Origin of the sequence: Gottfriedia acidiceleris (genome assembly GCF_002128425.1) — a bacterium.
GTDB lineage: Bacteria > Bacillota > Bacilli > Bacillales > Bacillaceae_G > Gottfriedia > Gottfriedia acidiceleris.
Genome location: NZ_NESS01000005.1, coordinates 380898 through 406867, shown reverse-complemented (window position 1 = coordinate 406867; position 25970 = coordinate 380898). Strand labels below are relative to the sequence as shown.

Sequence of the window (25970 nt, the reverse complement as noted above, 5' to 3'; positions counted from 1 at the left end):
TTCTCTTGATAGTAGTACATAAAAAATCCCCCTTGTAACAATTTTCCTACAAAGGGGATTTTTTCTAAAATTTTATGCTTAGATCTATTGACTAAGTTGTTTTTCAACACTCTGAAAAAGAGCGATTGATTTCAATCGCTCTTTTTTTAATTTCTTTCTAAAGGTGAAGCTCCATCTGGAGGAGAAAAAGGATTCGTTTTATTAATACGATCGTAAAACATTACTCCGTTTAAATGGTCAATTTCATGCTGGAAGCAAATTGCTGGTAAACCCTTTAAACGAATTTTTACTTCTCCTAACTTTGTATCAAAGCCAGTTACTGTTATTCTTGCGTAACGTGGAACATATCCAGGGACATCACGATCAACAGATAAGCAGCCTTCACCACCTGATAAATAAACTTCCTCAACTGAATGACTTATAATTTTAGGATTTAATAATGCATAACTAAATAAATTACCTTGTAGGTCAGTAACATGAACACCTATGGCTCTTTTAAGAATGCCAATTTGTGGTGCAGCTAAACCGATACCTGAACGTAACCCGTAATCTGCAGATATTTCTGGATTTTGACTATTTATAACATACTCTAATAATGAATTAGCTAAATTAATATCCTCATCTGATGGAGGTAAACTTACTTCACTCGAGACTTCTCTTAATCTAGGGTCGCCCTCTCGAATTATATCTTTCATTGTAATCAAATGAATTTCACTCCTGTCTAATTAATTCCTTAAATATAAGTATGTACTATTCACTAGTATTATTAATTTAGTCTAACAAATCTTTTTTAAATTGTCAGTCACCAACAATACAATGGAAAAAGGAGCAATATAATATCGCTCCTTAAAGTTTGTGGTTATACATTAATAATAGAGGCTGTTAGTGTGAATTATAAAACGAAAGCTGCACCAACGATAATTAATAAAATGAATAGAACAACGATTAATGCGAAACCGCCATAACCGCATCCACATCCGCCGTAACCATAACCAGGGTATCCACCTTTTCCGTATCCGTAACCACCGTACATAATATAACCTCCCTTTAAACTGTTTCCGCATATAGCGGATACTACAAATTATGAAAAACTACATAAAGTGTGTGGGTATGTGACCATATTATTTTTTGAGGACGTATAAAAAGTCTGAAAAGATGCAACATGAAAATAATAAATGAAAAAAATTGGGTGAAATTATGTATAAAAAATTCAATGCTTTATTTCTTTTAATAAGCATTTTATTTATCCTTTGTACGGGTTGTACTTCTGAAGCTGAACAAAGGAATTTAGTTATAAATCAACTAGGTCAAATTGCAGAAAAGGAACAGAAATTTCAAAAAGCTGGAGAACGTATTCAAAAACTAGAAGTAAAAGAATTGGAGTATTATGAAAAAATTTATTTATATAAAATTAGCGAAGTAAATAAAAGACAAGAGTCGGCCAAAAAAGCAATCAATTTATTAAATGAACGGAAAGAACGAGTAAACGAGGAGTCAAAATTAATTCACGATATAGACATAAAAATTGAAGAACTTCAAACAATAAATATTGAAACGAAGGATGAACAGTTTCGTAATGAAGTTAATAACTTTATAAAAACATGGAGAGAAAGAACTGAGTTATACGATAAATTGAATTCAAAATATAAAGATGCAATGGAAACGGATCTTTCGATTTATAACTTATTATCTCAGAAAAAAGTTGATTTAAAAGATGTAAAGAGTGAGACAAAGGATACAAATCATATTTATAAAGATGTCATTAAATATAATGATCAATTAAATCTTTATACTCAAAAATTAAATAATTTACAAAAAGACATATATGAAAAATATGGTAAATAACTCATTTGTACTAGAATTACTAAACAAAAATCGTTGTAGTACAGTTTAAAATTTATGATAAAAAAAATCTGTCATTAGCTATTTAAGTATAATTTAAAAGAGTTTCTGTTATTGTATAACAGATTGCTGTTTCAAAGGTAGTACAGGGTTAAAATTTTATGAAAATTTTTTAAAAAAATCACGAATAAAATAATACAACAAAATATTTGACGAGTTTATGAACGTGTTATAAACTGTACTAGTGTTCAATGTTGTACTAGTGTAATACACAAATAGTATAAGTACAGTTTTTAATTATAAGTAAAAGTTACTTGTAATTACTTTTAAGAAAATACACATGATGGATAAAGAAAATAAATCCTCCATAATTAAAGAAGGGTGTGGGTTTTAGTGGCAACTACTACGAAGAAAGTAGATGGAAAGGAAAAAACAGAAATGAAGAATACACAAACTGTTTCTGAATTAATGGATCAAATGCTTCAATTTGGTGATTCAGTTGGAACTCTTCAAATTTTAAATGAAGAGGGCGAAATCGTTAATGAAGCAGCGATGCCTGATTTATCAGATGAGCAATTAAAAGAATTAATGAAACGTATGGTTTGGACTCGTGTTCTTGATCAACGTTCAATTTCATTAAACAGACAAGGTCGTTTAGGTTTCTATGCTCCTACTGCAGGACAAGAAGCTTCTCAATTAGCTAGTCAATTTGCTCTTGAAAAAGAAGACTTTATCCTACCTGGTTACCGTGATGTACCTCAAATGATCTGGCACGGTTTACCATTATATAAAGCATTTTTATGGTCACGTGGACATTTCGTAGGAAGTCAAATTCCTGAAGATGTAAATGCAATCTTCCCACAAATTATTATTGGTGCTCAAATTATTCAAGCTGCAGGTGTTGCACTTGGTATGAAGTTGAAAGGCCAAAAATCTGTTGCCATTACATATACAGGTGACGGTGGATCTTCTCAAGGTGATTTCTATGAAGGTATGAACTTTGCTGGTGCTTACAATGCTCCTGCGATTTTCGTTGTTCAAAATAACAGATATGCAATCTCAACTCCAGTTTCTAAGCAGTCAAAAGCTAGAACAATTGCTCAAAAAGCAATTGCAGTAGGTATTGCTGGTATTCAAGTTGATGGTATGGATCCATTAGCAGTATATGCAGCTACATCAGAAGCTCGTAAACGTGCTGTTAATGGTGAGGGTCCAACTTTAATTGAAACTTTAACATTCCGTTATGGACCACATACAATGGCTGGTGATGATCCAACTCGTTACCGTACAAAAGATACTGAAAATGAGTGGGAAGCAAAAGATCCAATCGTTCGTTTCCGTAAGTTCTTAGAGAAAAAAGGTCTTTGGACTGAAGAAGAAGAAAATGCAATTATCGAAGAAGCAAAAGAAGCAATTAAAGATGCAATCAAACTTGCTGACCAAGAGCCAAAACAAAAAGTTACTGATTTAATGGCTAATATGTTCGAAACAATGACAACTAATATAGAAGAGCAATATGCAATTTACAAAGAGAAGGAGTCGAAGTAAGTCATGGCGCAAATGACAATGATTCAAGCTATCACAGATGCATTACGCGTTGAAATGAAAAACGATCCAACTGTAGTAGTATTTGGAGAGGACGTTGGAGTTAACGGTGGTGTATTCCGTGCAACTGAAGGTTTACAAGCAGAATTCGGTGAAGAGCGTGTATTCGATACACCACTTGCTGAATCAGGAATCGGTGGATTAGCAATCGGTCTTGGAATTGAAGGCTTCCGTCCAGTACCAGAAATCCAATTCTTCGGATTCTTATTCGAAATTATGGACTCAATCGCTGGCCAAGCTGCTCGTATGCGTTACCGTACAAGTGGTCGTTTTACTTCGCCAATTACTTTCCGTTCACCATTTGGTGGTGGGGTTCATACACCAGAAATGCACGCGGATAGTTTAGAAGGTTTAATGGCTCAAACTCCTGGTTTAAAAGTAGTTATTCCATCAACACCTAAAGATGCTAAAGGTCTTTTAATTTCATCTATTCGTGATAATGATCCGGTTATCTATTTAGAGCACATGAAATTATACCGTTCATTCCGTGAAGATGTACCTGAAGGTGAGTACACTATTGAATTAGGTAAAGCGGATGTTAAACGTGAAGGTAAAGATGTATCTGTATTTGCTTACGGTGCAATGGTTCACGCTGCATTAAAAGCTGCTGAAGAATTAGAAAAAGATGGCGTATCAGTAGAGGTTGTTGACTTACGTACTGTTCACCCATTAGATATCGAAGCAATCGTTGCATCTGTTGAGAAAACTGGCCGTGCAGTTGTTGTACAAGAAGCACAAAAACAAGCTGGTATTGCTGCAAATGTTGTAGCAGAAATTAATGATCGTTGTATCCTTTCATTAGAAGCACCAGTTGTACGTATTACTGCAGCTGATACTGTATACCCATTCTCAGAAGCTGAAACAGTTTGGTTACCAAACCATAAAGATGTAGTTGAAGGAATTCAAAAAGTTTTAAACTTCTAATCAGTTTGTAACAAAAATAGTGAAAGGTATTTGATGAATTCATCAATACCTTTCTTACATTATAGATAAAATATTTAAAAAAATTAATTTAACTTTGTTCGGAGGTAGAAATCTGTGTCAAACTCAGTGGCAAGTCTATTTGAATTTAGATTACCAGATATCGGTGAAGGTATTCACGAAGGTGAAATTGTAAAATGGTTTATTAAAGCAGGCGACGAAGTAAATGAAGATGATATCATTTGTGAAGTTCAAAACGATAAATCAGTAGTAGAAATTCCATCACCTGTAAAAGGGAAAGTATTAGAAGTATTAGTTGCAGAAGGAACAGTTGCGGTTGTTGGTGACGTATTAGTACGTTTAGATGCACCTGGATATGAAAACATTAGCTTCAAAGGACAACATGCTGAAGAAGCTCCAACTACTACTCCAGTACCAGAGGCTGCTGATGCAGTTCAAGCAAAAGTTCAAGAATCTTATGAGCAAAGTGAACCAAAAACAGATGCTGCACCACTATCACCTGTTGCTGCAATTGAACCAAAAGCTCATGTAATTGCAATGCCATCTGTACGTAAATACGCTCGTGAGAAAAACGTAGATTTACGTATTGTACCAGGTTCAGCTAAAAATGGTCGTGTAACAAAACAAGACGTAGATGCATTCTTATTAGGTGGAGTTGCACCAGCTGCTGCAGCACAAACTGAAGTTGCTGTTGAAGTTGTAACTGAAGCGAAAAGCTCAACACAAGAAGCTCCTAAAGCTATGCCAATTCCAGAAGGTGCGTATCCTGAAACTCGTGAAAAAATGAGTGGAATTCGTAAAGCAATCGCTAAAGCAATGGTTAACTCTAAACATACTGCTCCTCACGTAACATTAATGGATGAAGTAGATGTAACGAAACTAGTTGCTAGCCGTAAAAAATATAAAGAAGTTGCAGCTGCACAAGGTATTAAATTAACATTCTTACCTTACGTAGTTAAAGCTTTAACTTCTGCTTTACGTAAATTCCCAGCGTTAAATACATCAATTGATGATGCTACTAACGAAATCATCCACAAGCATTACTATAACATTGGTATTGCTGCAGATACTGATAAAGGTTTATTAGTACCAGTTGTTAAAGATGCTGATCGTAAAGCAATCTTCTCTATTTCTGCTGAAATTAATGAGTTAGCTACAAAAGCTCGTGATGGTAAATTAGCTCCTGCAGAAATGAAAGGTGCTTCATGCACAATTTCAAACATCGGTTCAGCTGGTGGACAATGGTTTACACCAGTAATTAACCACCCTGAAGTAGCTATTTTAGGTATTGGTCGTATTGCTGAAAAACCAGTTGTATTAAATGGAGAAATCGTTGTTGCTCCAGTATTAGCGTTATCATTAAGCTTTGACCACCGTATGATTGATGGTGCAACTGCTCAAAACGCTTTAAACCATATTAAACGATTATTAAATGATCCAGAATTATTATTAATGGAGGCGTAAGATAAATGGTAGTAGGAGATTTTGCAATTGAACTAGATACGGTCGTTATCGGTGCCGGTCCTGGTGGTTATGTTGCAGCAATTCGTGCAGCACAACTAGGACAAAAAGTAGCTGTTATTGAAAAAGGTAATCTTGGTGGGGTATGTTTGAACGTAGGTTGTATTCCTTCAAAAGCATTAATTACAGCTGGTCACCGTTATGAAACAGCTAAGCATTCTGAAGACATCGGTATTACAGCAGAAAATGTAAAAGTTGATTTTACAAAAGTTCAAGCTTGGAAAAGCAGTGTAGTTAATAAATTAACTGGCGGTGTAGCTGGTTTATTAAAAGGAAATAAAGTTGAAGTTATTAAAGGTGAAGCTTACTTTAATGATGCAAACACTCTTCGTGTAATTACTGAAGATTCAGCTCAAACTTATACTTTTAACAATGCGATCATCGCAACAGGTTCAACTCCAATCGAAATCCCTGGTTTCAAATGGAGCAACCGTGTTATCGATTCAACAGGTGCATTAAACTTACCTGAAATTCCAAAAAAATTAGTTGTTATTGGTGGCGGCTATATTGGTATGGAATTAGGTACTGCTTATGCTAACTTTGGTACACACGTTACAATTCTTGAAGCTGGTGACGAAATCTTAAATGGTTTTGAAAAATCTATGAGTTCAATTGTTAAACGTGGATTAAAGAAAAAAGGTAATGTAGATATCGTAACGAAAGCGTTTGGTAAAGGCGTTGAAGAAACTGCTGATGGCGTTACAGTTAAATTCGAAGCTAATGGCGAAATGAAAGAAATCGAAGCTGATTACGTATTAGTAACAGTTGGACGTTTCCCGAACTCTCGTGATATGGGCTTAGAAACTGTTGGTGTTGAAATTAACGAACGTGGTGTTATTACTACAGATAAACAAGCTCGTACAACAATTAAAAATATTTACGCAATTGGTGATGTAATTGCTGGTCCTCCATTAGCTCACAAAGCTTCTTATGAAGGTAAAGTTGCTGCTGAAGCAATCAGTGGTATGTCAAGTCAAATCGAATACTTAGCAATCCCTGCAGTAGTATTTACTGATCCAGAATTAGCAACTGTTGGTTATACTAAAAAACAAGCTGATGAAGAAGGATTAGCTGTTAATGTAGCAAAATTCCCATTTGGCGGAAATGGTCGCGCATTATCTCTAAATTCAACTGATGGATTCGTACAATTAGTTTCTCGTAAAGAAGATGGAGTACTAGTTGGTGCTCAAGTTGCAGGTGTAAATGCATCAGATATTATTTCTGAGCTTGGCCTTGCAATTGAAGCTTGCATGAGCGTTGAGGATATTGCTCAAACAATTCATGCTCACCCAACATTAGGTGAAATCTCAATGGAAGCTGCAGAATTAGCGATGGGTCATCCAATCCACGTTTTAAAATAATTTCTTAAAAACCTCCTATTTTATAGGAGGTTTTTTCATACTGTTCATATTGGTTTAAAACCCTTCATTTAAAGCTTAAATTAGTTTATTAATCATAGCTGCATTTATTACTGTATGAGGCAAATTAACGAAAAAAACGACTGCCTGCAACCTTCTATTTGTTAGAAGGTTTTTTTGCATGATTAGGGCATGTCTCGCATAACGTTTAAAAAAAAATCTTTCTAGTATTTGATGATTGATTGGTGGGAGTATTGATGCGAAAACAATTAATAGTATTAATGATTCATCAACTATTTTGGGTGGGTTTTTCATTTGTTTTATTCTTATCGAAAAGGGATCAAATTTACTCTAAAGTCATTTTGTTTCTAGTATTCTTTTACCAGCTTTATTTAATTGCAAAATACGTTGGAAATACAAGAAAAGCAAGTATTATTATTACTTGCTTTTATGCTTCGATATTTTTCTTTTGTCAGGCTATCGTAAATTTATTTTAAATTATCGTTTGTAAAAATACATGATTCGATTGTTAAATAATTCAAGTTTTGCTTCAATCTTTTGCGCTAAGTATCTACAAAGCTCATTTGCTTTTCCTTTATCACCATAAGTGGAGTTTGGTAACAGCGTAATCACGATATTTTTATCATCTTGAATTGAAACAACAAAATGTTTATAACGAGAATCATTGCTCTGTAAATAAAGTGCCTCTTGTTCATCTAATTTTTTATTTGAAATAGTGTAAGGAAAGGAAGCCCTTTCATAATTCCAGTCAACTTGTTGACCGACCTTAGTTGAAGATTGTATGTAATCATTTATTAAATTATTTATTAAATCTAAATTTGCTTCTTGGTATTTTGATTTTTCCACTAATTGAATGGTAGCTTGTTGAACCATTTTTAATTTTTCCCCCTAAGATGTTTAATGAAAAACATCACTTTTAATCTTTTTTTATCATAACATTATTTTAAATTTTTAGACAAGTATTCGGTATGAATTTAATTTTTTCATCATATGTATTAACTTACAATACTAATTCTTTAGAAGTGGGTGATACAATGTTTGAAAAATTATATGATGATCACGAAAATGTAAGAGTCCGATTTGTTGGCTTCGTTGCGAACGATACAAGATACGATATTGGTATTGTATATACGAACATGTTCTTTGGAAAGCCGCTCGTCATCTGTATGCAGTCTAGACAATGCATCGTATTAGATCGACAGGATGTTTCATTTCCTAATCAGTTGAAATTTTTATGTAAACTAAAAAGTGAGGAAGAGGCAATGGAGCTCGCAGAATATATAGTTGACTGGTTACCGTCACCAAGTATAGAGGAAAGTTATGAATAAAAATAAATGTGTTATACTAATTAAATAGCTCTCACCTAATTAAACCCCTTGAATAATCTAGTATGAGAAAATTTAAGTTATACTTATTTACCTCTTGCGTAAATAAGTATAACACATTATAATGAAGTTAGTTAATTGATACAACATTATGAAAGGGGTTACAAAGATGGGAACGTTCGTATGTAAATGTTGTGAAAAAACAGTAGGTCATTTCGAGGATGAAAAAGTAACAACTCTTTACGTTAAAAACTGTGAAGAGTGTGAACCAGCTGATAATGAAGTTTGCTAATTGAAAATTAGTTAAAACATAAATGAATTTCTGTAGATATCTATAAATGAAGAAATTCCACAAGGGAATCGTTTTTCCTTGTGGCTTTTTTATTGTTTTTTCTTTAGGAGTAAGAACGTGTTTTATCAATGCACAAAAAGGGAGACTCAATTTAGAATCACCCACTTTTATCTTTATGCAATTTGAGTTTGATCTCCAATTCTTGCAGTTATAACGTCAGATGAAGCTTCTCTCGTTGTAACTGGTATTAATTTTGAATTATCCTTTAAATGTTGAGCCATTTCGTTAGAATCAATTCTAGTATTTAAATTTGTTAAAAAGGCAGAAACCATTGCAAAAGGATATCTATGCATATTTAAATGGAAAATAATCTCTTGTAGTGTACGTATTCCGATACCGTGACCATAATAATAATTACTTCCCATAGTTACAGTATTTTCTCCTTGCCACTCTGGGGTCATTGGATCAACTTGAGGGTTTTTGATATAAACAACGTCTCCTGGAGCTGGGCGATCTACTTCAGATGTTAAAATTGCTAATTTAGGGTCGTAATTCCATGTGTACAAGTAAAATCCGTTATCGAATAGTCGATCAAATACTTCGTAGCCGTATAAATCTAGAAGGGCTTTGTAAAATATCATTATGATTGCAGTAGCACACTCTGTTGCGTAAAATTGTCCGTTGCGGAAAATATCATAAATTCCCATGGAAGCTCTTATGCCTGGCCTAAGTCTAAATCCTCCCATTGGGGTGCGAATCCAAAACATAGGATTACAATACGCTCTTCTAAAAACCCTAAATTGCATACCGCTTGTTAATAAGTCTTTAGAAGCCTGTAGTATATAAGTTCTAATTGTTAAATCAAAAGATAATTCACGGTCCGATTTATAAATATGAGATTTTTTACTATTTGTTAAATTGGTCAATATTTCTTGATATAGTTTATTATTTGAATCTTCGCTATTTTTTAATGAAGCATGAACAATTTTATTATTCACGACTATCAATTAGTCCACATCCTAACATAAAAACAGTTTTTTCGTGCGAATAAATATAATTACCTTACCTATCATATGCCTATTTAATTTAGATGTGATTTAGAATACAAAAAAACTAGGATTCATTTCCTAGTTTCTTCATGAAAGCTTTAGTTATTTTAATACTTTTAACGTTAATAATTCTTCGTCTTCTGGACCTTGAACAGGTAATCCCGCTTCAATATTCTTTTTAATATAAACTAGATTTTCAAGTGTAATTTCTTCACCAGGTAAAAAGATTGGAATACCAGGTGGATAAACCATTACAAATTCAGCAATAATTCTACCGACAGAATCCTCAAGTGGAACAGATTCTGTTTCAGAGTAAAATGCATCCCTAGGAGAGACTGCTAAATTTGGAATTGTTGGGATCTCTACGTTTAAATTTGTATTGTGCTCAGAGATTTCAAACTCAGTTACTAATACTTCAAGTGCATGAATTAACTGCTGAATATCTTCTTCACTATCACCTGGTGTTAAAATGCAAAGAACATTATATAAATCAGACATTTCAACTTCAATATTAAATCGCTCTCTTAACCAAACCTCAACGTCATGGCCCGTTATACCTAGTTTTTTTACACTGATTAATAGTTTAGTAGGATCAAAATTGAATGTAGCCTCTTTACCAACTAAGTCATAACCAGGGCAATATAATCCATTGATTGAATTAATTTTATTTCGTGCATTATTTGCTAGTCTAATAGTATTAGTTAGTAAATCTTCACCAACAGTTGCTAACCTCTTTCTTGCAACATCTAATGAAGCAAGTAATAAATAGGATGTTGAAGTAGTTGTCAGCATGCTTAGTACGGATTGTACTCTGTGGACATTCACAATGCCTTCTCTTACATTTAAAATGGAACTTTGAGTCATAGAGCCACCAAGCTTATGTACGCTCGTAGCGGCCATGTCAGCCCCTGCTTGCATTGCTGAGATCGGTAATTCGTTATGGAAATGAATATGTACGCCGTGCGCTTCATCTACTAATACAGCTAAGCCATGTGAATGAGCTAATTCTACAATGCTTTTTAAATCTGCTACAAATCCAAAGTATGTAGGATTAATGACTAATACTGCTTTTGCATCAGGATTATTTAAAATAGCCTCTTTTACTGCGTTTGTTGTAATACCATGTGAAATACCTAATTCACTATCAATTTCTGGATGAACAAAGATTGGTGTAGCGCCTGAGAAAATGATAGCAGATAAAACAGATTTATGAACATTTCTTGGAACGATAATTTTATCGCCAGGTCCACAAACACTCATTACCATTGTCATAATCGCTCCACTTGTGCCTTGAACTGAAAAGAATGTGTGGTCAGCACCGAAAGCTTTTGCTGCAAGATCTTGTGCTTGTTTTATTTTACCTTTTGGATGATGTAGATCATCTAAAGGAGCAATGTTGATTAAATCGATTGATAATGCATTATCACCAATAAACTCTCTAAATGTTGGATCCATTCCATTTCCTTTTTTATGTCCTGGAATATGGAATTGAATAGGGTTCTTCTTTGCATGTTCTAATAAAGAAGAAAATAACGGCGTTTCAATTTGTTTCATTTAACATACACCCCATTTAATGAATAATAGTGTTTTTCGGAAGTGATATGTTTGTAAACAATTCAACTGTTTACTCTCATTAAGTTAAAAACTGTCTTACCTTCATTTGAAAAACAAAAAGATTATATCATTCTATGAATTTTCTGTATAGAAAAATATTATAAAGTTATGAAATTTTATTCATCTGAATGGAATTATATCAATTTTGAAAATAAGAATGGAATTTGAAAAATGTGATAAAATGGAATTAATTAGAAAAGTAGGAGTGAAGTAAATGGATTACCAATACCCCATTTCATATGATTGGACAACAGATGAGACAATTGAAGTAATAAAATTCTACACATCAGTGGAAAAAGCTTATGAAAAGGGAATAGATCGTGAAGAATTAATGGCTACATACAAACAGTTTAAATCAATTGTACCTAGTATTGCAGAAGAAAAAAATTTATGTAATGAGTTAGAGGAGATTTCAGGGTATTCTGCTTATAGAGTCATGCAAAAAGCAAAAAATGGTGCTCCTGGTGATAAAATTAAAATGTAGTACTAATAAAATAATGTTTAAGTCTTAAATAGTAAAAAAATTTTTAGTAAAAATAAAAGCCCACTAAAGGATCATTGACTACCTTCAAGTGGGCTTTTCATACGTATGTATGTCTATGTAAATCAAGTTCATATTTCGTCCTGTCGAAAAATGTGTAAAGAATGGGCATAGACTTTTGTTTTTCACATATGTATAATTAAACAACACTTATATTAATTCAGTTTATACTTATCTTGTATAAAGGAATTAAAGTATTATATGTTTCTATAATACGTTGGATCAGTTCTTCCTTTGTAAGTGTAATAGCTTCATCTTTTGCAATTGTAATCCCACATAGGTATTCTGCTTTTTTTACATCATGAAATCTTTGGATACCTTTATTGAATTCATCTTTAGTCATTTTACTTTTTTGTATCACATCAGGCTTCATATGATCATATGATACAACAAAATTTTTCGGAATCATTTTGTAAAGTTTATTTTTATTCTTTTCAAAGTTAATGGCAATCGATTGCTTATTTGGACTTTCATAAATAATTCCAAAATAAACAAACAGGTGAGTACCCCAAAGTCCAAATTGGAAATGAGGAAGCATCTTGTATCCACGATTATTTGTTGCAAAAGCAATCCAAGTATCTTTTGGAGCATTCACAGTTCGACGAGCATGCTTAGCAATATGGCCAAAAAAGATTTGATCAGTTTGTACATTTAAAAATGGTAATATTTCTTCTTCAATTTCTTTAAATTTTGGTTGAATTTCATTTTGTATAGCACTCATTCTAGTTTCTAATGTTGAGTCAGTTGTAAATATTTCAAAATCACGTTCTTTAAAAAAAGTTTGAGTCATTTTCGAACCCCCTAGTTACATTCTCTAATTAGTATACCATGTTTGTCCAAAACAAATGGGTAATATGTTTCTTCATAAAATAGTTACATTATAAGCTTAAATAACATATATTAGTAGCAAGATAAAAATCAGAAAATTTCGTTAATTAACTTTTACAATTTGTTTTGCCAACTTATATTCTATGGAGGGATAATGATGAGACAAGTGATTAATGCGTTAAAAAGAACTGATGCAGAAAAGAGAATTCCTGTACTTAGATTAGAATTAGATTACGAATTAGCTACACTATTCGATGCTATGACAGTCAATGATAATGAAGCAATGATTGAATCTAAGAAGAAATTAGAATTATTAAGATTAGAATTAATTCGTCTAGAAGCTTAGCGAGTTTATTTACCGAACCTTTAAATAGGTTCGTTTTTCTGTGTGCTCATTCTTCCACTAAAGCCCAATGGTCTATCGTATGCCCACCCTCCAAAATAGTTCCTCATCATTAAATAAAAATCATTTCATTAGGTTTTTTTAGGATAAAATTGGTAAACTGATAAACAGGACCATAATATTACAAGTTTTAGCACGTAGAGTTTGGAGTGTTTAAATATGAATGTAGATTGGAAAGAAATTGAACAATTCGCGAGGAATTTGCTTCAAGAGGCAGCTGAAAATATTAAAAGCTCTTTATACGACTCCATAACAATAAATACAAAATCAAACGAAAATGACTTAGTAACAAATAAGGATGAAGAAATTGAAAAATTCTTTTATGAAAAAATAAAAAAGAAATTTCCAAATCATTACTTACTAGGTGAAGAAGGTAAAGGCGATGAATTGGATCAAGTAAATGGGATTGTATGGATTCTTGACCCAATCGATGGAACAATGAATTTTGTTCATCAAAAACGTAATTTTATGATTTCTTTAGGTATTTATGAAAATGGAATCGGTATAATGGGATTTATAATGGATGTAATACATAATGAACTATATTTTGCTAAAAAAGGAGAAGGAGCGTATTTAAATGATCTTGAATTAACTCCTTTGAAAAATGTAGTATTAGAAGAGGCTATTGTAGCTGTAAATGCTATTTGGTTAACAAAAAATCGTTATTTAAATCATGAAAAATTAAGTAATCTTGTTCGAAGAGTTAGAGGAAGTAGGTCATATGGATCTGCAGCGATGGAAATGGTCTATGTGGCAATGGGAAGGATTGATGCATATATCACCCCAAGATTATCACCTTGGGATTTTGCCGCGGGTAAAATTATTGTTGAAGAACTAGGCGGAATATGTACTACTCTCAAAAATGAAAGCCTTTCAATTCTTAAAAAAAGTTCTGTGCTAGTAAGTAACGCTTCGATTCATAAAGAATTACTCACAGATTATATTGAATTTCTGCAAAAATAATAAAAAGAAGGTAAGTTTGGTTTGTAACTTGCCTTCTTTTTAGTGTGTAGACAGTGTTCAAAAAAATTGATTTTCAAAGAAGGTAAGTCTATAACTTGCCTTCTCTTTTTAATTTAGCACGTAAAGAAAAACCATAACCAACTAAAGATATTGAAATAATTAGTGAAATGATAGCGCCAATAGTACTTAGTTCTGCTAGCATAATACCAACTAGAATTAAGAAGATTACGGATAATGTTGCTACACAGAAAAGCCTAAATTTTATGCTAGACATGGTGAATCCTCCTGTTCATAATTCTTATTTTACTCTTTGTCGAATCGGATGTAAATTTGAAAAAAGTAAATCTTTACTTAATTTTTATTAATAATTATATTTTTGATTAAACATTTTCTTGATATATTTCCGTGTGCATGTGCTATAATGTTTTAGTTAATAATGAAAATAGATGTGTAGACATTTTAGGAGTGAATATATTTTGAAAAAAAGAGAAGATTTACGCAATATAGCAATTATTGCGCACGTTGACCATGGGAAAACAACGTTAGTTGATGAGTTATTAAAACAATCAGGTACATTCCGTTCAAACGAAAACGTTAATGAACGTGCAATGGACTCTAATGATATAGAACGTGAACGTGGAATTACAATTTTAGCTAAAAATACGGCTATTCAATATGAAGGAAAACGTATTAACATTATGGATACACCTGGACACGCCGATTTTGGTGGAGAAGTAGAACGTATCATGAAAATGGTAGATGGTGTTCTTTTAGTTGTAGATGCATATGAAGGATGTATGCCTCAAACTCGTTTTGTATTGAAAAAAGCTTTAGAACAACATTTAACACCTATCGTAGTAGTAAATAAAATCGACCGTGACTTCGCACGTCCTGATGAAGTTGTTGACGAAGTAATCGATTTATTTATCGAATTAGGCGCAGACGAAGATCAATTAGAATTCCCTGTTGTATTCGCTTCAGCAATCAATGGAACTTCTAGCTTAGAATCTGATCCTACTAAACAAGAACCAAACATGAATGCTTTATTTGATACAATTATTGAGCATATTCCAGCTCCAATCGATAATAGTGAAGAGCCATTACAATTCCAAGTAACATTATTAGACTATAATGACTATGTTGGTCGTATTGGTATCGGACGTATTTTCCGCGGGACAATGCAAGTTGGTCAATCAGTTGCATTAATGAAACTTGACGGATCAGTTAAACAATTCCGTATTACGAAAATGTTTGGATTTATAGGATTAAAGCGTATCGAAATCCAAGAAGCACAAGCTGGTGACTTAGTAGCAGTATCTGGAATGGAAGATATCAATGTAGGTGAAACAGTATGTCCTGCTGAACAACAAGAAGCACTTCCAATTTTACGTATTGATGAGCCAACTCTACAAATGACATTCTTAGTTAATAACTCACCTTTTGCTGGTCGTGAAGGTAAATTTGTGACATCTCGTAAAATCGAAGAAAGATTATTACAAGAACTTCAAACAGACGTAAGTTTACGTGTAGAAAACACAGATTCTCCTGATGTATGGATCGTAAGTGGACGTGGTGAGCTTCACTTATCAATCTTAATCGAAAACATGCGTCGTGAAGGATATGAGCTTCAAGTTTCAAAACCAGAAGTTATTATTCGTGTGATTGATGGAGTAAGATGTGAGCCGGTTGAGCATGTACAAATCGATGTACCGGAAGAGTATACTGGTTCAATTATGGAATCTATGGGTGCTCGTAAAGGTGAAATGAGAGACATGGTAAATAATGGTAACGGTCAAGTTCGTTTAACATTTATGGTACCAGCTCGTGGATTAATTGGTTATACTACAGAGTTCTTAACTTTAACTCGTGGCTATGGAATCATTAACCATTCATTTGATAGCTACCAACCAGCTATTCAAGGTCAAGTTGGTGGACGTCGTCAAGGTGTATTAGTTTCAATGGAAACTGGTAAAGCTTCAACATACGGAATTATGGGTCTAGAAGACCGTGGTGTAATTTTCGTTGAGCCAGGAACAGATGTTTATGATGGTATGATTGTTGGTGAACACAACCGTGATAATGATTTATCAGTAAACGTTGTTAAAGTTAAACACGCTACTAACATCCGTTCAGCGAACAAAGACCAAACAACAACAATGAAAAAACCACGTATTATGACGCTTGAAGAGTCTTTAGAATACTTAAACGATGATGAGTACTGTGAAGTTACTCCAACATCAATTCGTTTACGTAAAAAGCTTCTTGATAAAAATGAGCGTGAGCGTGCAGCGAAAAAGAAAAAATACGCTGAACAAGACTAATTAAATTTAAAAATAATTATGATATAATAAAACCGACTAGATAATAGTCGGTTTCATTTTTGTAGACAAAGTACAAAATTTGATTTTTAAGACTGTCTGAAACGAATAGAAGTATTCGGTTTTATTATTAAATAGGGGGATATGGATTTGGAAAAGGCTCCAAAGGGATTTGAATTTGTTATAACACAGTTAATAAATATAACTCATGATATTCATCTTTCAATGTGGATATTATATGGTTTAATTGTTGTACTATGTATTGTGGTATATCATTTAGGTTTCGCAAAAAAATTGAGCATCCTTAAAAGTTTAATCATTTATGTTTTACTTATGATCGGATGTAGTTTCCTTACTTTCTTAGCTTTAAGGATACCAATCGTGGAAGCTTTACTTGCAAGTGTTTTCGTATTAGGTGTTTATAAGATTCGTTTACATCAATCAAAAAAGAATAATGCTACTACATAACGTAACACTTATAGAAAGTTGGTATTTAGATGAAATCTGTTCAGGACGCTTTATATAATTGGTTAACGATAAAAGTAATATATGAAGGTAGGCCTTCGGATGAAGCTGCTAAAGAGACGTATGAAATGTTTGATTCGATTTTAAAAGAGGACCATCAAGTATCAAATGTAAAAATAGAAAAAATGGAAGATTTTTATTTAATCACATTTACACAAGCAGAAAAAGAGCGTACTACGCGCTTTCCAATTGAAATGATTGATTGTTTTTTAGATCAAGTAAAAGTTAATCCGGAGAAGTATTAAAAACCTAGAATTAATCTAGGTTTTTTTACGTTGTGTAGTAAGAAATGAGATTGGCGGCTTATTTCCAAATTTTTTACACTATAAAATTAGCCCGCGTGATTTTGATTTTCATTACTGATTGATCGTTTTCCATTTGTATCAAATAGCGACTAGGAGGATAAATTGAATAATTTTTCTCCCAAAAAAAAGAAGCCCAAACGACTTCATTTTTCATGATTTAATTACCACTCGTCATTGTCCTTAACAGGTTTTAAGAAACGGAATTTTCCTGTTGCAATTCTTTGTTCTGTTTTTATTTTAATTCGATCGTAACATTCAGAGCATGTATATGTATGGATTGGACGATTTCTTAATTTTTTTGCGATAGGTGATTCATCGCTAATCGATTCGCTTTTATCACAAATCATGCATTTAACTCTCATGTGAAATTTCTCTCCTTATATATGGAACTTAAGTTAACATAATTATAACAGGTTTTAGAATATATTTTTAGAAAACAGTGGTTTTAGCAGGAAGTTTTCAATAAACTTTGAATTATATTAGTATACTCTTTATTTGAAGGAGATGAAATAGTGATGGTAAACAGTATTGAGAAAACATTGTCACCAAGCTTATTTGAAGATTGCAATAAAGAAAAGATTGTTTTTTTAAGTACTTTTAACTCCGAAAAGAATGCTCCAGTTACGAATGCAATTTCTTGGCTTGCTGCTTTAGATGACAAGACGATTCGTTTTGCGGTAGATCAAAGATCTGCAATTATAACAAATATTGAAGAAGTTGAAGGAGTATCATTAAGCTTATTTTCAAATGAAACAGTTTATAGCATTTCAGGTAATGCAAAAATTTTAACAAAGCAAATGCCTGGGATTCCATTAAAATTAGCGTGTATAGAAGTAGAAATTAATGAAGTGAAAAATATATTGTTTTATGGGTCAAAAATAACTGTTGAACCAGAGTACGAAAAAACTTATGATGAGAGAGCTGCAAAAAAATTAGATGTAGCTGTATTAAATGGTCTTAGGGCCACTTGAGCTTTAAGCATTAAAACATATTCTAAAGTAGAGAGAAATTCATATAATATATTAACGGTTCGTCCATTCTTCGACTAGTAACCATATGTAAGACCAATCAATTTAGAATTAAAACTAATTATTCTAATCTGAGTTATTTTTAGTCAGGAGGTTAAGGATTGAGTAAAATATATGTTCTCGACACCAATGTACTACTGCAAGACCCACTAGCAATCTTTTCATTTGAAGATAATGAAGTTGTTGTACCAGCTGTTGTATTAGAGGAAGTAGACTCAAAGAAGAGATATATGGATGAAGTTGGTCGTAATGCTAGGTATGTATCTAAATTAATTGATAGCTTTCGAGAACTAGGGAAATTACATGAAAGTATTCCTCTTGAAAATGGTGGTTCGTTTAGAATTGAGTTAAATCATCGCTCGTTTCAACAATTGCAAGAGATCTTTGTTGAAAAAACGAACGATAACCGCATTTTAGCTGTTGCAAAAAACTTATCACTTGAAGAAGAAGCAAAAGAAAGTGGAAAAACAGTGATTTTAGTTAGTAAAGATACATTAGTTCGTGTAAAAGCGGATGCATTAAATTTACTTGCTGAAGATTATTTAAGTGATCGGGTAGTTGAAGTTGATCATATTTATACCGGTTATCTAGAGTATTACATAAATACAGATTTATTAAACAAGTTTTACGAGAAGACAGAACTTCCAGTTTCAGATATAGCCAACCATCCATTTTATCCTAATCAATTTATTGTATTAAAGGATGCTCTCGGTGGTAAAAGCTCAGCTCTTGGAGTTGTTGATAAAACGGGTACTAAAATTAAGAAATTTGTTTTCTCGAATGAACATATTTGGGGCATTAGACCAAGAAATGCACAACAGTCCATGGCTTTAGAATTACTACTTCGAGACGATATACCTTTAGTTACATTGATTGGTAAAGCAGGTACAGGAAAAACATTATTAGCTTTAGCAGCGGGTTTAATGCAAAGTGAGGACCTACAAAGCTATAAAAAATTATTAGTAGCTAGACCAATTGTTCCTGTTGGAAAGGATCTTGGTTATTTACCAGGTGAAAAGGATGAAAAACTTCGACCTTGGATGCAGCCGATTTATGATAATCTAGAATACTTATTCAATACGAAAAAGCCAGGTGAACTTGATGCCATATTAGCTGGAATGGGTTCAATTGAAGTAGAGGCTTTAACTTATATAAGAGGTAGAAGTATCCCAGAACAATTTATTATTATCGATGAAGCACAAAATCTAACTAGACATGAAGTAAAAACGATTTTAACTCGCGTTGGTGATAAGAGTAAAATTGTTTTAATGGGGGATCCAGAACAAATTGATCATCCATATTTAGATGAATACAATAATGGATTAACTTATGTGGTTGAAAAATTTAAAGATCAAAAAATAAGTGGACATGTAAAATTAATAAAAGGTGAACGTTCATCAATTGCACAACTTGCAGCGGATATATTGTAATTAAATATTGGCTTACAAAATACAACATCTTACCAAAATCAGTCGGTAAGATGTTGTATTGTTTTAAACTACAAAATAATTTTCTTGATTGAAGTGATTGGTGTTTCCTTATTTGAGCCATCAACAAAATATAAATGTACTGGACCGTCTTCAATGATTCTCTTACCATTGTACGAAAATGCTAAATAACTTTCATATACAGTTTCAAACGGTAATTTTATTAGCTCACCTTCTGTTTCAATCGTAACTTCTGAATCACGATTTTTCGGTTTACTATTATCTATAAAATAAGAAAATGGCATTGCATACGATTCCTTAAGCCATTCTTTTTTTTGAGTAGCGTATAAAGGACTATTATCAACCTTTGCACCTTCAACAATTTCACGGTCCCAATGCTTTGAAACACTTTTAGTATATTGCTCAAGCTCATCAACCTTTTTTAAATCACCAGCTAACAAACTCTCTAACTTAACCTTTCTGTCATCAAAAATCCAAACACTTGGATCAATCGTTAACGGAAACTCCACATTACCTGTTAATTGAAAAACATCACTCATAAAAAAAACCCCTTCTATGTACTAAGTCTTACTATAGTGTACGACTATTCTATGTAAAAAGACAATCAATTGAACAGAATAGCTCTTATTTTCATTTAAGTTTTTTAAATAGTTTTATCATAGATATTGTCATTATTCTGAGTGTGCTTTTTTTGAAGAAATTAGTTCATTATTTAGTACTACATTCTTAAATAAGAAAATTTTAATAAATAAACTGTTGCAAAAAAATAATTTTCTAAAATACATATTTGCAAAACTTATGATTTAAGTTGATTTTTCATCAAAAGAACTATAATATTAAATAGATAGCTTGTACGGAAGCGGAGGGAGAAAATTGAGGTCTGATGCTGTAACAGATTACAAAGATAAAGCATTTGAATTATTAAAAAAAGATGCTGAAAAAATTTTAAAATTAATAAATGTGCAACTTGATCATTTAACGATGCCACAATGCCCTCTATATGAAGAGGTTTTAGATACTCAAATGTTTGGATTATCAAGAGAGATTGATTTTGCTTCTCGATTAGGTTTAATTGAAGCAGAACAAGGTAAAGAACTTCTTTCTGAACTTGAGCGTCAACTATCTGCTCTGCATGAAGCGTTTACAGATCAAAAGAATAAATAATTATTAGTAACAAAAGCTCAAACAAAAAATGTTTGAGCTTTTTTTTGTAAATTTTTTTAATTGTTATAAGCAATAAATCTATTAATCTATGTTACAATATTTTTATTTATAAAGGGAATTTGTCAAAATAGTTGAATACATAAAGTATAATTAATCAAAGCAGGGATGATTAAGTAATGTTAAAAAAATATCTAAAAAATATTGATTATATGATTTTTGTTCCATTATTAGTTTTATGTTTATTTGGATTAATTATGGTGTATAGTGCAAGTTCGCCACTACCATCCATTCGTTATCAAAGTGAACATTGGCCTAGTGACTATTTCTTTCAAAAGCAATTAATTGCTTTTGAAGTAGGGATGTTTGCATTTGTATTTTTAATGTTTTTACCTGCAACTTTCTTTAGAAAAAGAATTGCTTTGTTATTAAATGTTGTAGTAAGTATTGTATTACTTATTGCAGTTCTTTTATTTGGTGAAGTTAGAAATAACGCAAAAAGCTGGGTGTTTGGAATTCAACCAGCCGAGCTAATCAAATTAGGATCAATCATTCTTCTAGCAGGTTGGTACTCCAAAAGACAAAAGCGAATTACAAAGAACTGGAAAATGCTATTTGCTCCATGGAGTATAGTAGCCCTGTATATCATCTTATTGAGATTACAACCGGATACTGGTACAGCTATATTAATAATAGGTGCTTGCGCTGTAGTATCATTTTGTAGTGGTTTTATTGTTAAGAGATTAATTCTATTATTCGTTGGTGGGATTGTATTTCTATATCCATTAATTAGTATTTGTATCAGTTTAGGAATCGGCTTAACAGATGTACAAGTTAATCGATTTTTAGCATTCCGAAATCCGTTTGATTATGCTCAAGGAATCGGATTTCAAATCGTAAATTCACTAATCGCATTTGCAAATGGTGGCTTTACAGGAGTTGGATTAGGAAAAAGTATTCAAAAACTAGGTTACTTACCTGAGCCTCATACTGACTTTATTCTAGCAATAATCGGTGAAGAAACAGGATTAATAGGAGTAATTGTAGTTATTTTATGTATATTCATAATTGTTTGGCGAGGATTGCTAATAGCGCATCAATCAAAGGATTCTTTTGATTCATTATTGGCTACTGGTATTAGTGCAATTATCGTCATACAATCATTTGTAAATATTGGAGGAGTTACTTCGTTAATTCCACTTACAGGTGTTCCTTTGCCTTTTGTTAGTTATGGAGGAACTTCGTTAATCGTTATGCTTTCCATGGTTGGTATTTTAATGAATATTTCAATACGAAATAAGATTAATAAAGAAACTTTATAAAATCTTCAAAAAAATGCATTTTGAAAAAGTTTATTCTTAATTTATTGATAATTATCTTTCATAAATACAGGAGGCTTAAAAATGACTTACACGAAACAGATTAAAAAGGTTCTAGTCGCTAACCGAGGTGAAATTGCAATTCGAGTTTTTCGAGCTTGCACTGAGTTAGGAATTAGAACAGTTGGTATTTATTCTAAAGAAGATGAAGGGTCATATCACCGTTATAAAGCTGACGAAGCATACATAGTTGGAAAAGGTAAAAAGCCAATTGATGCTTATCTAGATATTGAAGGTATTATTGAAATTGCAAAGAAAAACAGCGTAGATGCAATACATCCAGGATATGGATTCTTATCAGAAAATATTAAATTTGCCGAGAGATGTGAAGAAGAGGGCATTATTTTTATCGGACCATATTCAAGACATTTAGATATTTTTGGAGATAAAATTAAAGCAAAGCAGCAAGCTCTACAAGCCAATTTGCCAATTATACCAGGTAGCAATGGTCCAGTAGAGTCATTGGATGATGTAAAGGAATTTGGTGAAACTTATGGATTCCCGATTATTATTAAAGCTGCTCTAGGTGGTGGCGGTCGTGGAATGAGGATTGTTCGAACGAATGCAGGATTAAAAGATGCATACGAGCGTGCTAAGTCTGAAGCAAAAGCTGCTTTTGGTAATGATGAGGTTTATGTTGAGAAATATATTGAAAATCCAAAGCATATTGAAGTTCAAATATTAGGGGATAACCAAGGGAATATCATTCATTTGTTTGAACGTGACTGTTCAATTCAAAGAAGACATCAAAAGCTAGTTGAAGTTGCACCATGTACTTCGATTAGTGAAGATCTTAGAAATAGAATTTGTGATGCAGCTGTTCAGTTGATGAAAGAAGTAGAATATGTAAATGCTGGGACAGTCGAATTTTTAGTTTCCGGTAATGATTTTTATTTTATTGAGGTGAATCCTCGTGTACAAGTTGAACATACGATTACTGAAATGATTACAGGGATTGATATTGTTCAAACTCAAATCTTAATTGCACAAGGTAATAGTTTACATAGTGATAAAGTAGGAATTCCATTACAAGATGAGATTCCGAGAATTGGTTTTGCTATACAAGCACGTGTTACAACTGAGGATCCACTTAATAATTTTATGCCTGACACAGGAAAAATTATGGCTTATCGCTCAGGTGGTGGTTTTGGTGTAAGGTTAGATACTGGAAACAGCTTCCAAGGTGCTGTTATTACACCGTATTATGATTCATTATTAGTAAAAGTAACGACGCATGCATTAACATTTGAAGGCGCAATTGCGAAGTTAAATCGAAATTTAAAAGAATTCCGTATCCGTGGTATTAAAACAAATATTCCATTTTTAGAAAATGTTATGACGCATCCAGATTTCTTGTCTGGTGAGTATAATACTTCGTTTGTAGATTCATCTCCGGAATTATTTGTTTTTGCTAAAAGAAGAGACAGAGGAACGAAATTATTAAATTATATCGGAAATGTAACAGTGAATGGATTTCCAGGAATATCGGTAAAAGAAAAACCAGTTTATGATGATATTATCATTCCAAATGTAAATCATATTAAAAGTGCTGAAAGTGGTACTAAGCAATTATTAGATAAATTAGGTGCAGATGAATTTTCGAAGTGGTTAAAAAATCAGCCAAATGTTTTATTTACAGATACAACGTTTAGGGATGCTCACCAGTCACTACTTGCAACGAGAATTCGTTCAAAGGACTTAATTACAGTAGCAGAACAAACGTCAAAATTATTACCTAACTTATTCTCTATGGAAATGTGGGGCGGAGCGACTTTCGATGTAGCGTACCGTTTCTTAAATGAAGATCCATGGGAAAGATTATTAAATTTAAGAGAGCAAGTTCCAAATGTATTATTCCAAATGCTTTTACGTGGATCAAATGCAGTTGGTTATAAAAATTACCCTGATAACCTTGTGAAAAAATTTATTGAAGCATCAGCTCAAGCTGGTATCGATGTATTTAGAATATTTGATAGTTTAAATTGGATTAAAGGGATGGAAGTTGCAATTGATGCTGTAAGAGAGAGTGGAAAGCTTGCTGAGGCATCGATTTGTTACACAGGAGATATATTAGACCCAACTAGAACAAAATATAATCTAGCTTATTATAAAGAGCTTGCAAAGGATTTAGAATCGGCTGGTGCACATATTTTAGCTATTAAGGATATGGCAGGTTTATTAAAGCCTCAGTCTGCTTATTCGTTAATTAGTGAATTGAAGGATACAGTAGATTTACCAATCCACTTACATACTCATGATACGAGTGGAAATGGATTATACACATATGTAAAAGCAATTGAAGCAGGTGTTGATGTTGTAGACATCGCTATTGGAAGTATGTCTGGATTAACTTCTCAGCCAAGTGCAAATAGTTTATATTATGCTCTTCAAGGTTCAAATAATGAGACGAACTTAAATATAAACGGCTTAGAACAATTATCAACCTACTGGGAAGGCGTTCGTAAGTATTATAGTAGTTTCGAAAGTGGTATGGTTTCACCACATACAGAAGTTTATCAACATGAAATGCCAGGTGGTCAGTATTCTAACTTAAAACAACAAGCTAAAGGTGTTGGTTTAGGAGACCGATTTGAAGAAGTAAAAGATATGTACGGTAGGGTAAATCAACTTTTTGGGGATGTCGTTAAAGTAACACCATCTTCTAAAGTAGTTGGAGATATGGCATTGTTTATGGTTCAAAATAATTTAGATGAAGATTCTGTATATGAAAAAGGGGAAAATATCGATTTTCCTGATTCAGTTATAGAGTTTTTTGAAGGAAAATTAGGACAACCTCATGGTGGATTTCCAAAGAGCTTACAACGTATCATCTTAAAAGGTAGACAACCATTAACTGAAAGAGCTGGGGAGACTTTAAAACCAATCGATTTTAAAGACGTTGAGGAGTATTTATTCAAAACGTTAAATCGTCAGGTTACGAATTTTGATATATTAGCTTATTGTCTATACCCTAAAGTATTTATGGACTATCAAAAAAATGTTGAAAGCTATGGAGACTTATCTGTACTTGATACACCTACTTTCTTCCATGGAATGAAATTAGATGAAGAGATTAAAGTAGACATTGAACGTGGTAAAACACTGATTGTTAAACTTGTTTCGATTGGTCAAGCTCAGCCTGATGGAACAAGAGTTATATACTTTGAATTAAATGGTCAGCCGCGAGAAATAGTGGTAAAAGATTACTCAGTCAAATCTACAGTCGTTCAAAAAAGAAAAGGCGATACTAGTAATCCAAACCATATAAACGCAACAATGCCAGGTACTGTGTTAAATGTACTTGTTAAAAAGGGAGATGTAGTTGAAAAAGGTCAAACTTTAGCAATTACTGAAGCGATGAAAATGGAAACAACTGTCCAATCTCCATTTACTGGTGTAATAAGAGACATTCTAATTACATCAGGAGAAAGTATTTCTACAGGTGATCTGTTAATAGAATTAGAACAAAGATAAAAAGTGCGAGCTAAAGGAAGAGTATGTA

At 32.7% G+C, this 25970-nt stretch carries 28 protein-coding genes; 19 read left to right on the top strand and 9 right to left on the bottom strand.

Annotated features, from left to right (window positions below):
- Positions 1 to 146: 146 nt before the first annotated feature.
- A complete protein-coding gene (gene def / locus B6K90_RS12550; protein ID WP_088013096.1) occupies positions 147 to 704 on the bottom strand; it encodes a peptide deformylase in 558 nt (185 codons plus the stop codon).
- Between the two features lie 188 nt (positions 705 to 892).
- Positions 893 to 1033 carry a YjcZ family sporulation protein gene (locus B6K90_RS12545; protein WP_088013095.1) on the bottom strand — a complete coding sequence of 47 codons (141 nt, stop codon included), beginning with the start codon at positions 1031 to 1033 and terminating at the stop codon, positions 893 to 895.
- A gap of 164 nt (positions 1034 to 1197) precedes the next feature.
- On the opposite strand from B6K90_RS12545, the gene B6K90_RS12540 reads away from it, so the two are divergent.
- The 6 genes from B6K90_RS12540 to B6K90_RS12515 all read left to right on the top strand — a co-directional run bounded on the left by B6K90_RS12540 (position 1198) and on the right by B6K90_RS12515 (position 7765).
- Complete coding sequence (locus tag B6K90_RS12540; protein WP_088013094.1) at positions 1198 to 1845, top strand: YkyA family protein; 648 nt, start codon at positions 1198 to 1200, stop codon at positions 1843 to 1845.
- 465 nt (positions 1846 to 2310) lie between these two features.
- A complete protein-coding gene (pdhA, locus tag B6K90_RS12535) occupies positions 2311 to 3390 on the top strand; it encodes a pyruvate dehydrogenase (acetyl-transferring) E1 component subunit alpha (RefSeq protein WP_235821795.1) in 1080 nt (359 codons plus the stop codon).
- A 3-nt stretch (positions 3391 to 3393) separates the two neighbouring features.
- Entirely contained in the window at positions 3394 to 4371 is a 978-nt protein-coding gene (locus B6K90_RS12530) for an alpha-ketoacid dehydrogenase subunit beta (protein ID WP_088013093.1), read from the top strand.
- Positions 4372 to 4497: 126 nt separating this feature from the next.
- Positions 4498 to 5853 (top strand): dihydrolipoamide acetyltransferase family protein, encoded by a 1356-nt coding sequence (locus B6K90_RS12525; protein WP_088013116.1) that lies wholly within the window; start codon positions 4498 to 4500, stop codon positions 5851 to 5853.
- Positions 5854 to 5858: 5 nt separating this feature from the next.
- Entirely contained in the window at positions 5859 to 7271 is a 1413-nt protein-coding gene (lpdA, locus tag B6K90_RS12520) for a dihydrolipoyl dehydrogenase (RefSeq protein ID WP_088013092.1), read from the top strand.
- 254 nt (positions 7272 to 7525) lie between these two features.
- Complete coding sequence (locus B6K90_RS12515; RefSeq protein WP_056468558.1) at positions 7526 to 7765, top strand: hypothetical protein; 240 nt, start codon at positions 7526 to 7528, stop codon at positions 7763 to 7765.
- Between the two features lies 1 nt (position 7766).
- On the opposite strand, the gene B6K90_RS12510 is transcribed toward B6K90_RS12515, so the two are convergent.
- Positions 7767 to 8162, bottom strand: a complete 396-nt coding sequence (locus B6K90_RS12510) for a DUF1885 family protein (protein ID WP_088013091.1) — start codon at positions 8160 to 8162, stop codon at positions 7767 to 7769.
- Positions 8163 to 8323: 161 nt separating this feature from the next.
- Here B6K90_RS12510 and B6K90_RS12505 point away from each other — a divergent pair, with 161 nt between their 5' ends.
- Positions 8324 to 8617 carry a DUF3055 domain-containing protein gene (locus B6K90_RS12505; protein ID WP_088013090.1) on the top strand — a complete coding sequence of 98 codons (294 nt, stop codon included), beginning with the start codon at positions 8324 to 8326 and terminating at the stop codon, positions 8615 to 8617.
- Positions 8618 to 8783: 166 nt separating this feature from the next.
- On the top strand, positions 8784 to 8906 hold the full coding sequence (locus B6K90_RS12500; protein ID WP_088013089.1) for a GapA-binding peptide SR1P: 123 nt from the start codon (positions 8784 to 8786) through the stop codon (positions 8904 to 8906).
- A gap of 173 nt (positions 8907 to 9079) precedes the next feature.
- Here the strand turns inward: B6K90_RS12500 and B6K90_RS12495 are convergent, their stop codons facing one another.
- Both B6K90_RS12495 and B6K90_RS12490 read right to left on the bottom strand, forming a co-directional pair.
- Positions 9080 to 9904 carry a protein-glutamine gamma-glutamyltransferase gene (locus B6K90_RS12495; protein WP_235821794.1) on the bottom strand — a complete coding sequence of 275 codons (825 nt, stop codon included), beginning with the start codon at positions 9902 to 9904 and terminating at the stop codon, positions 9080 to 9082.
- 153 nt (positions 9905 to 10057) lie between these two features.
- Positions 10058 to 11509: an aminotransferase class I/II-fold pyridoxal phosphate-dependent enzyme gene (locus B6K90_RS12490; protein WP_088013087.1), complete on the bottom strand. Its 1452-nt coding sequence runs from the start codon at positions 11507 to 11509 to the stop codon at positions 10058 to 10060.
- A 274-nt stretch (positions 11510 to 11783) separates the two neighbouring features.
- On the opposite strand from B6K90_RS12490, the gene B6K90_RS12485 reads away from it, so the two are divergent.
- On the top strand, positions 11784 to 12053 hold the full coding sequence (locus B6K90_RS12485; protein WP_088013086.1) for a UPF0223 family protein: 270 nt from the start codon (positions 11784 to 11786) through the stop codon (positions 12051 to 12053).
- 217 nt (positions 12054 to 12270) lie between these two features.
- Here the strand turns inward: B6K90_RS12485 and B6K90_RS12480 are convergent, their stop codons facing one another.
- The gene (locus tag B6K90_RS12480; RefSeq protein WP_088013085.1) at positions 12271 to 12900 is read right to left on the bottom strand and encodes a YktB family protein; all 630 of its coding nucleotides are present in this window, start codon (positions 12898 to 12900) and stop codon (positions 12271 to 12273) included.
- A gap of 195 nt (positions 12901 to 13095) precedes the next feature.
- Here B6K90_RS12480 and B6K90_RS12475 point away from each other — a divergent pair, with 195 nt between their 5' ends.
- Both B6K90_RS12475 and B6K90_RS12470 read left to right on the top strand, forming a co-directional pair.
- Complete coding sequence (locus tag B6K90_RS12475; RefSeq protein WP_056468536.1) at positions 13096 to 13284, top strand: hypothetical protein; 189 nt, start codon at positions 13096 to 13098, stop codon at positions 13282 to 13284.
- 216 nt (positions 13285 to 13500) lie between these two features.
- Positions 13501 to 14304: an inositol monophosphatase family protein gene (locus B6K90_RS12470; protein WP_088013084.1), complete on the top strand. Its 804-nt coding sequence runs from the start codon at positions 13501 to 13503 to the stop codon at positions 14302 to 14304.
- A gap of 88 nt (positions 14305 to 14392) precedes the next feature.
- Here B6K90_RS12470 and B6K90_RS12465 read toward each other — a convergent pair whose 3' ends face one another.
- Complete coding sequence (locus B6K90_RS12465; RefSeq protein ID WP_088013083.1) at positions 14393 to 14578, bottom strand: DUF5325 family protein; 186 nt, start codon at positions 14576 to 14578, stop codon at positions 14393 to 14395.
- 199 nt (positions 14579 to 14777) lie between these two features.
- Here B6K90_RS12465 and typA point away from each other — a divergent pair, with 199 nt between their 5' ends.
- The 3 genes from typA to B6K90_RS12450 all read left to right on the top strand — a co-directional run bounded on the left by typA (position 14778) and on the right by B6K90_RS12450 (position 17392).
- Complete coding sequence (gene typA, locus B6K90_RS12460) at positions 14778 to 16625, top strand: translational GTPase TypA (protein WP_088013115.1); 1848 nt, start codon at positions 14778 to 14780, stop codon at positions 16623 to 16625.
- A gap of 147 nt (positions 16626 to 16772) precedes the next feature.
- Positions 16773 to 17090, top strand: a complete 318-nt coding sequence (locus B6K90_RS12455; protein WP_235821791.1) for a YlaH-like family protein — start codon at positions 16773 to 16775, stop codon at positions 17088 to 17090.
- Positions 17091 to 17119: 29 nt separating this feature from the next.
- Entirely contained in the window at positions 17120 to 17392 is a 273-nt protein-coding gene (locus B6K90_RS12450; RefSeq protein ID WP_088013082.1) for a hypothetical protein, read from the top strand.
- A gap of 221 nt (positions 17393 to 17613) precedes the next feature.
- Here B6K90_RS12450 and B6K90_RS12445 read toward each other — a convergent pair whose 3' ends face one another.
- Positions 17614 to 17814 carry a YlaI family protein gene (locus B6K90_RS12445; protein WP_088013081.1) on the bottom strand — a complete coding sequence of 67 codons (201 nt, stop codon included), beginning with the start codon at positions 17812 to 17814 and terminating at the stop codon, positions 17614 to 17616.
- 153 nt (positions 17815 to 17967) lie between these two features.
- On the opposite strand from B6K90_RS12445, the gene B6K90_RS12440 reads away from it, so the two are divergent.
- Together B6K90_RS12440 and B6K90_RS12435 are read left to right on the top strand one after the other, a co-directional pair.
- Positions 17968 to 18423 (top strand): pyridoxamine 5'-phosphate oxidase family protein, encoded by a 456-nt coding sequence (locus tag B6K90_RS12440; RefSeq protein WP_088013080.1) that lies wholly within the window; start codon positions 17968 to 17970, stop codon positions 18421 to 18423.
- Positions 18424 to 18581: 158 nt separating this feature from the next.
- A complete protein-coding gene (locus tag B6K90_RS12435) occupies positions 18582 to 19910 on the top strand; it encodes a PhoH family protein (protein WP_056468520.1) in 1329 nt (442 codons plus the stop codon).
- Positions 19911 to 19978: 68 nt separating this feature from the next.
- Here the strand turns inward: B6K90_RS12435 and B6K90_RS12430 are convergent, their stop codons facing one another.
- Entirely contained in the window at positions 19979 to 20467 is a 489-nt protein-coding gene (locus B6K90_RS12430) for a hypothetical protein (RefSeq protein ID WP_088013079.1), read from the bottom strand.
- A gap of 334 nt (positions 20468 to 20801) precedes the next feature.
- On the opposite strand from B6K90_RS12430, the gene B6K90_RS12425 reads away from it, so the two are divergent.
- From B6K90_RS12425 to pyc, 3 genes are all read left to right on the top strand, one after another.
- Positions 20802 to 21092, top strand: coding sequence for a YlaN family protein (locus B6K90_RS12425; protein WP_056468514.1), 291 nt, complete (start codon positions 20802 to 20804; stop codon positions 21090 to 21092).
- A gap of 176 nt (positions 21093 to 21268) precedes the next feature.
- The gene (locus B6K90_RS12420; protein ID WP_088013078.1) at positions 21269 to 22411 is read left to right on the top strand and encodes an FtsW/RodA/SpoVE family cell cycle protein; all 1143 of its coding nucleotides are present in this window, start codon (positions 21269 to 21271) and stop codon (positions 22409 to 22411) included.
- An 81-nt stretch (positions 22412 to 22492) separates the two neighbouring features.
- Positions 22493 to 25942, top strand: coding sequence for a pyruvate carboxylase (gene pyc, locus B6K90_RS12415; protein WP_088013077.1), 3450 nt, complete (start codon positions 22493 to 22495; stop codon positions 25940 to 25942).
- The last annotated feature ends 28 nt before the right edge of the window (positions 25943 to 25970 follow it).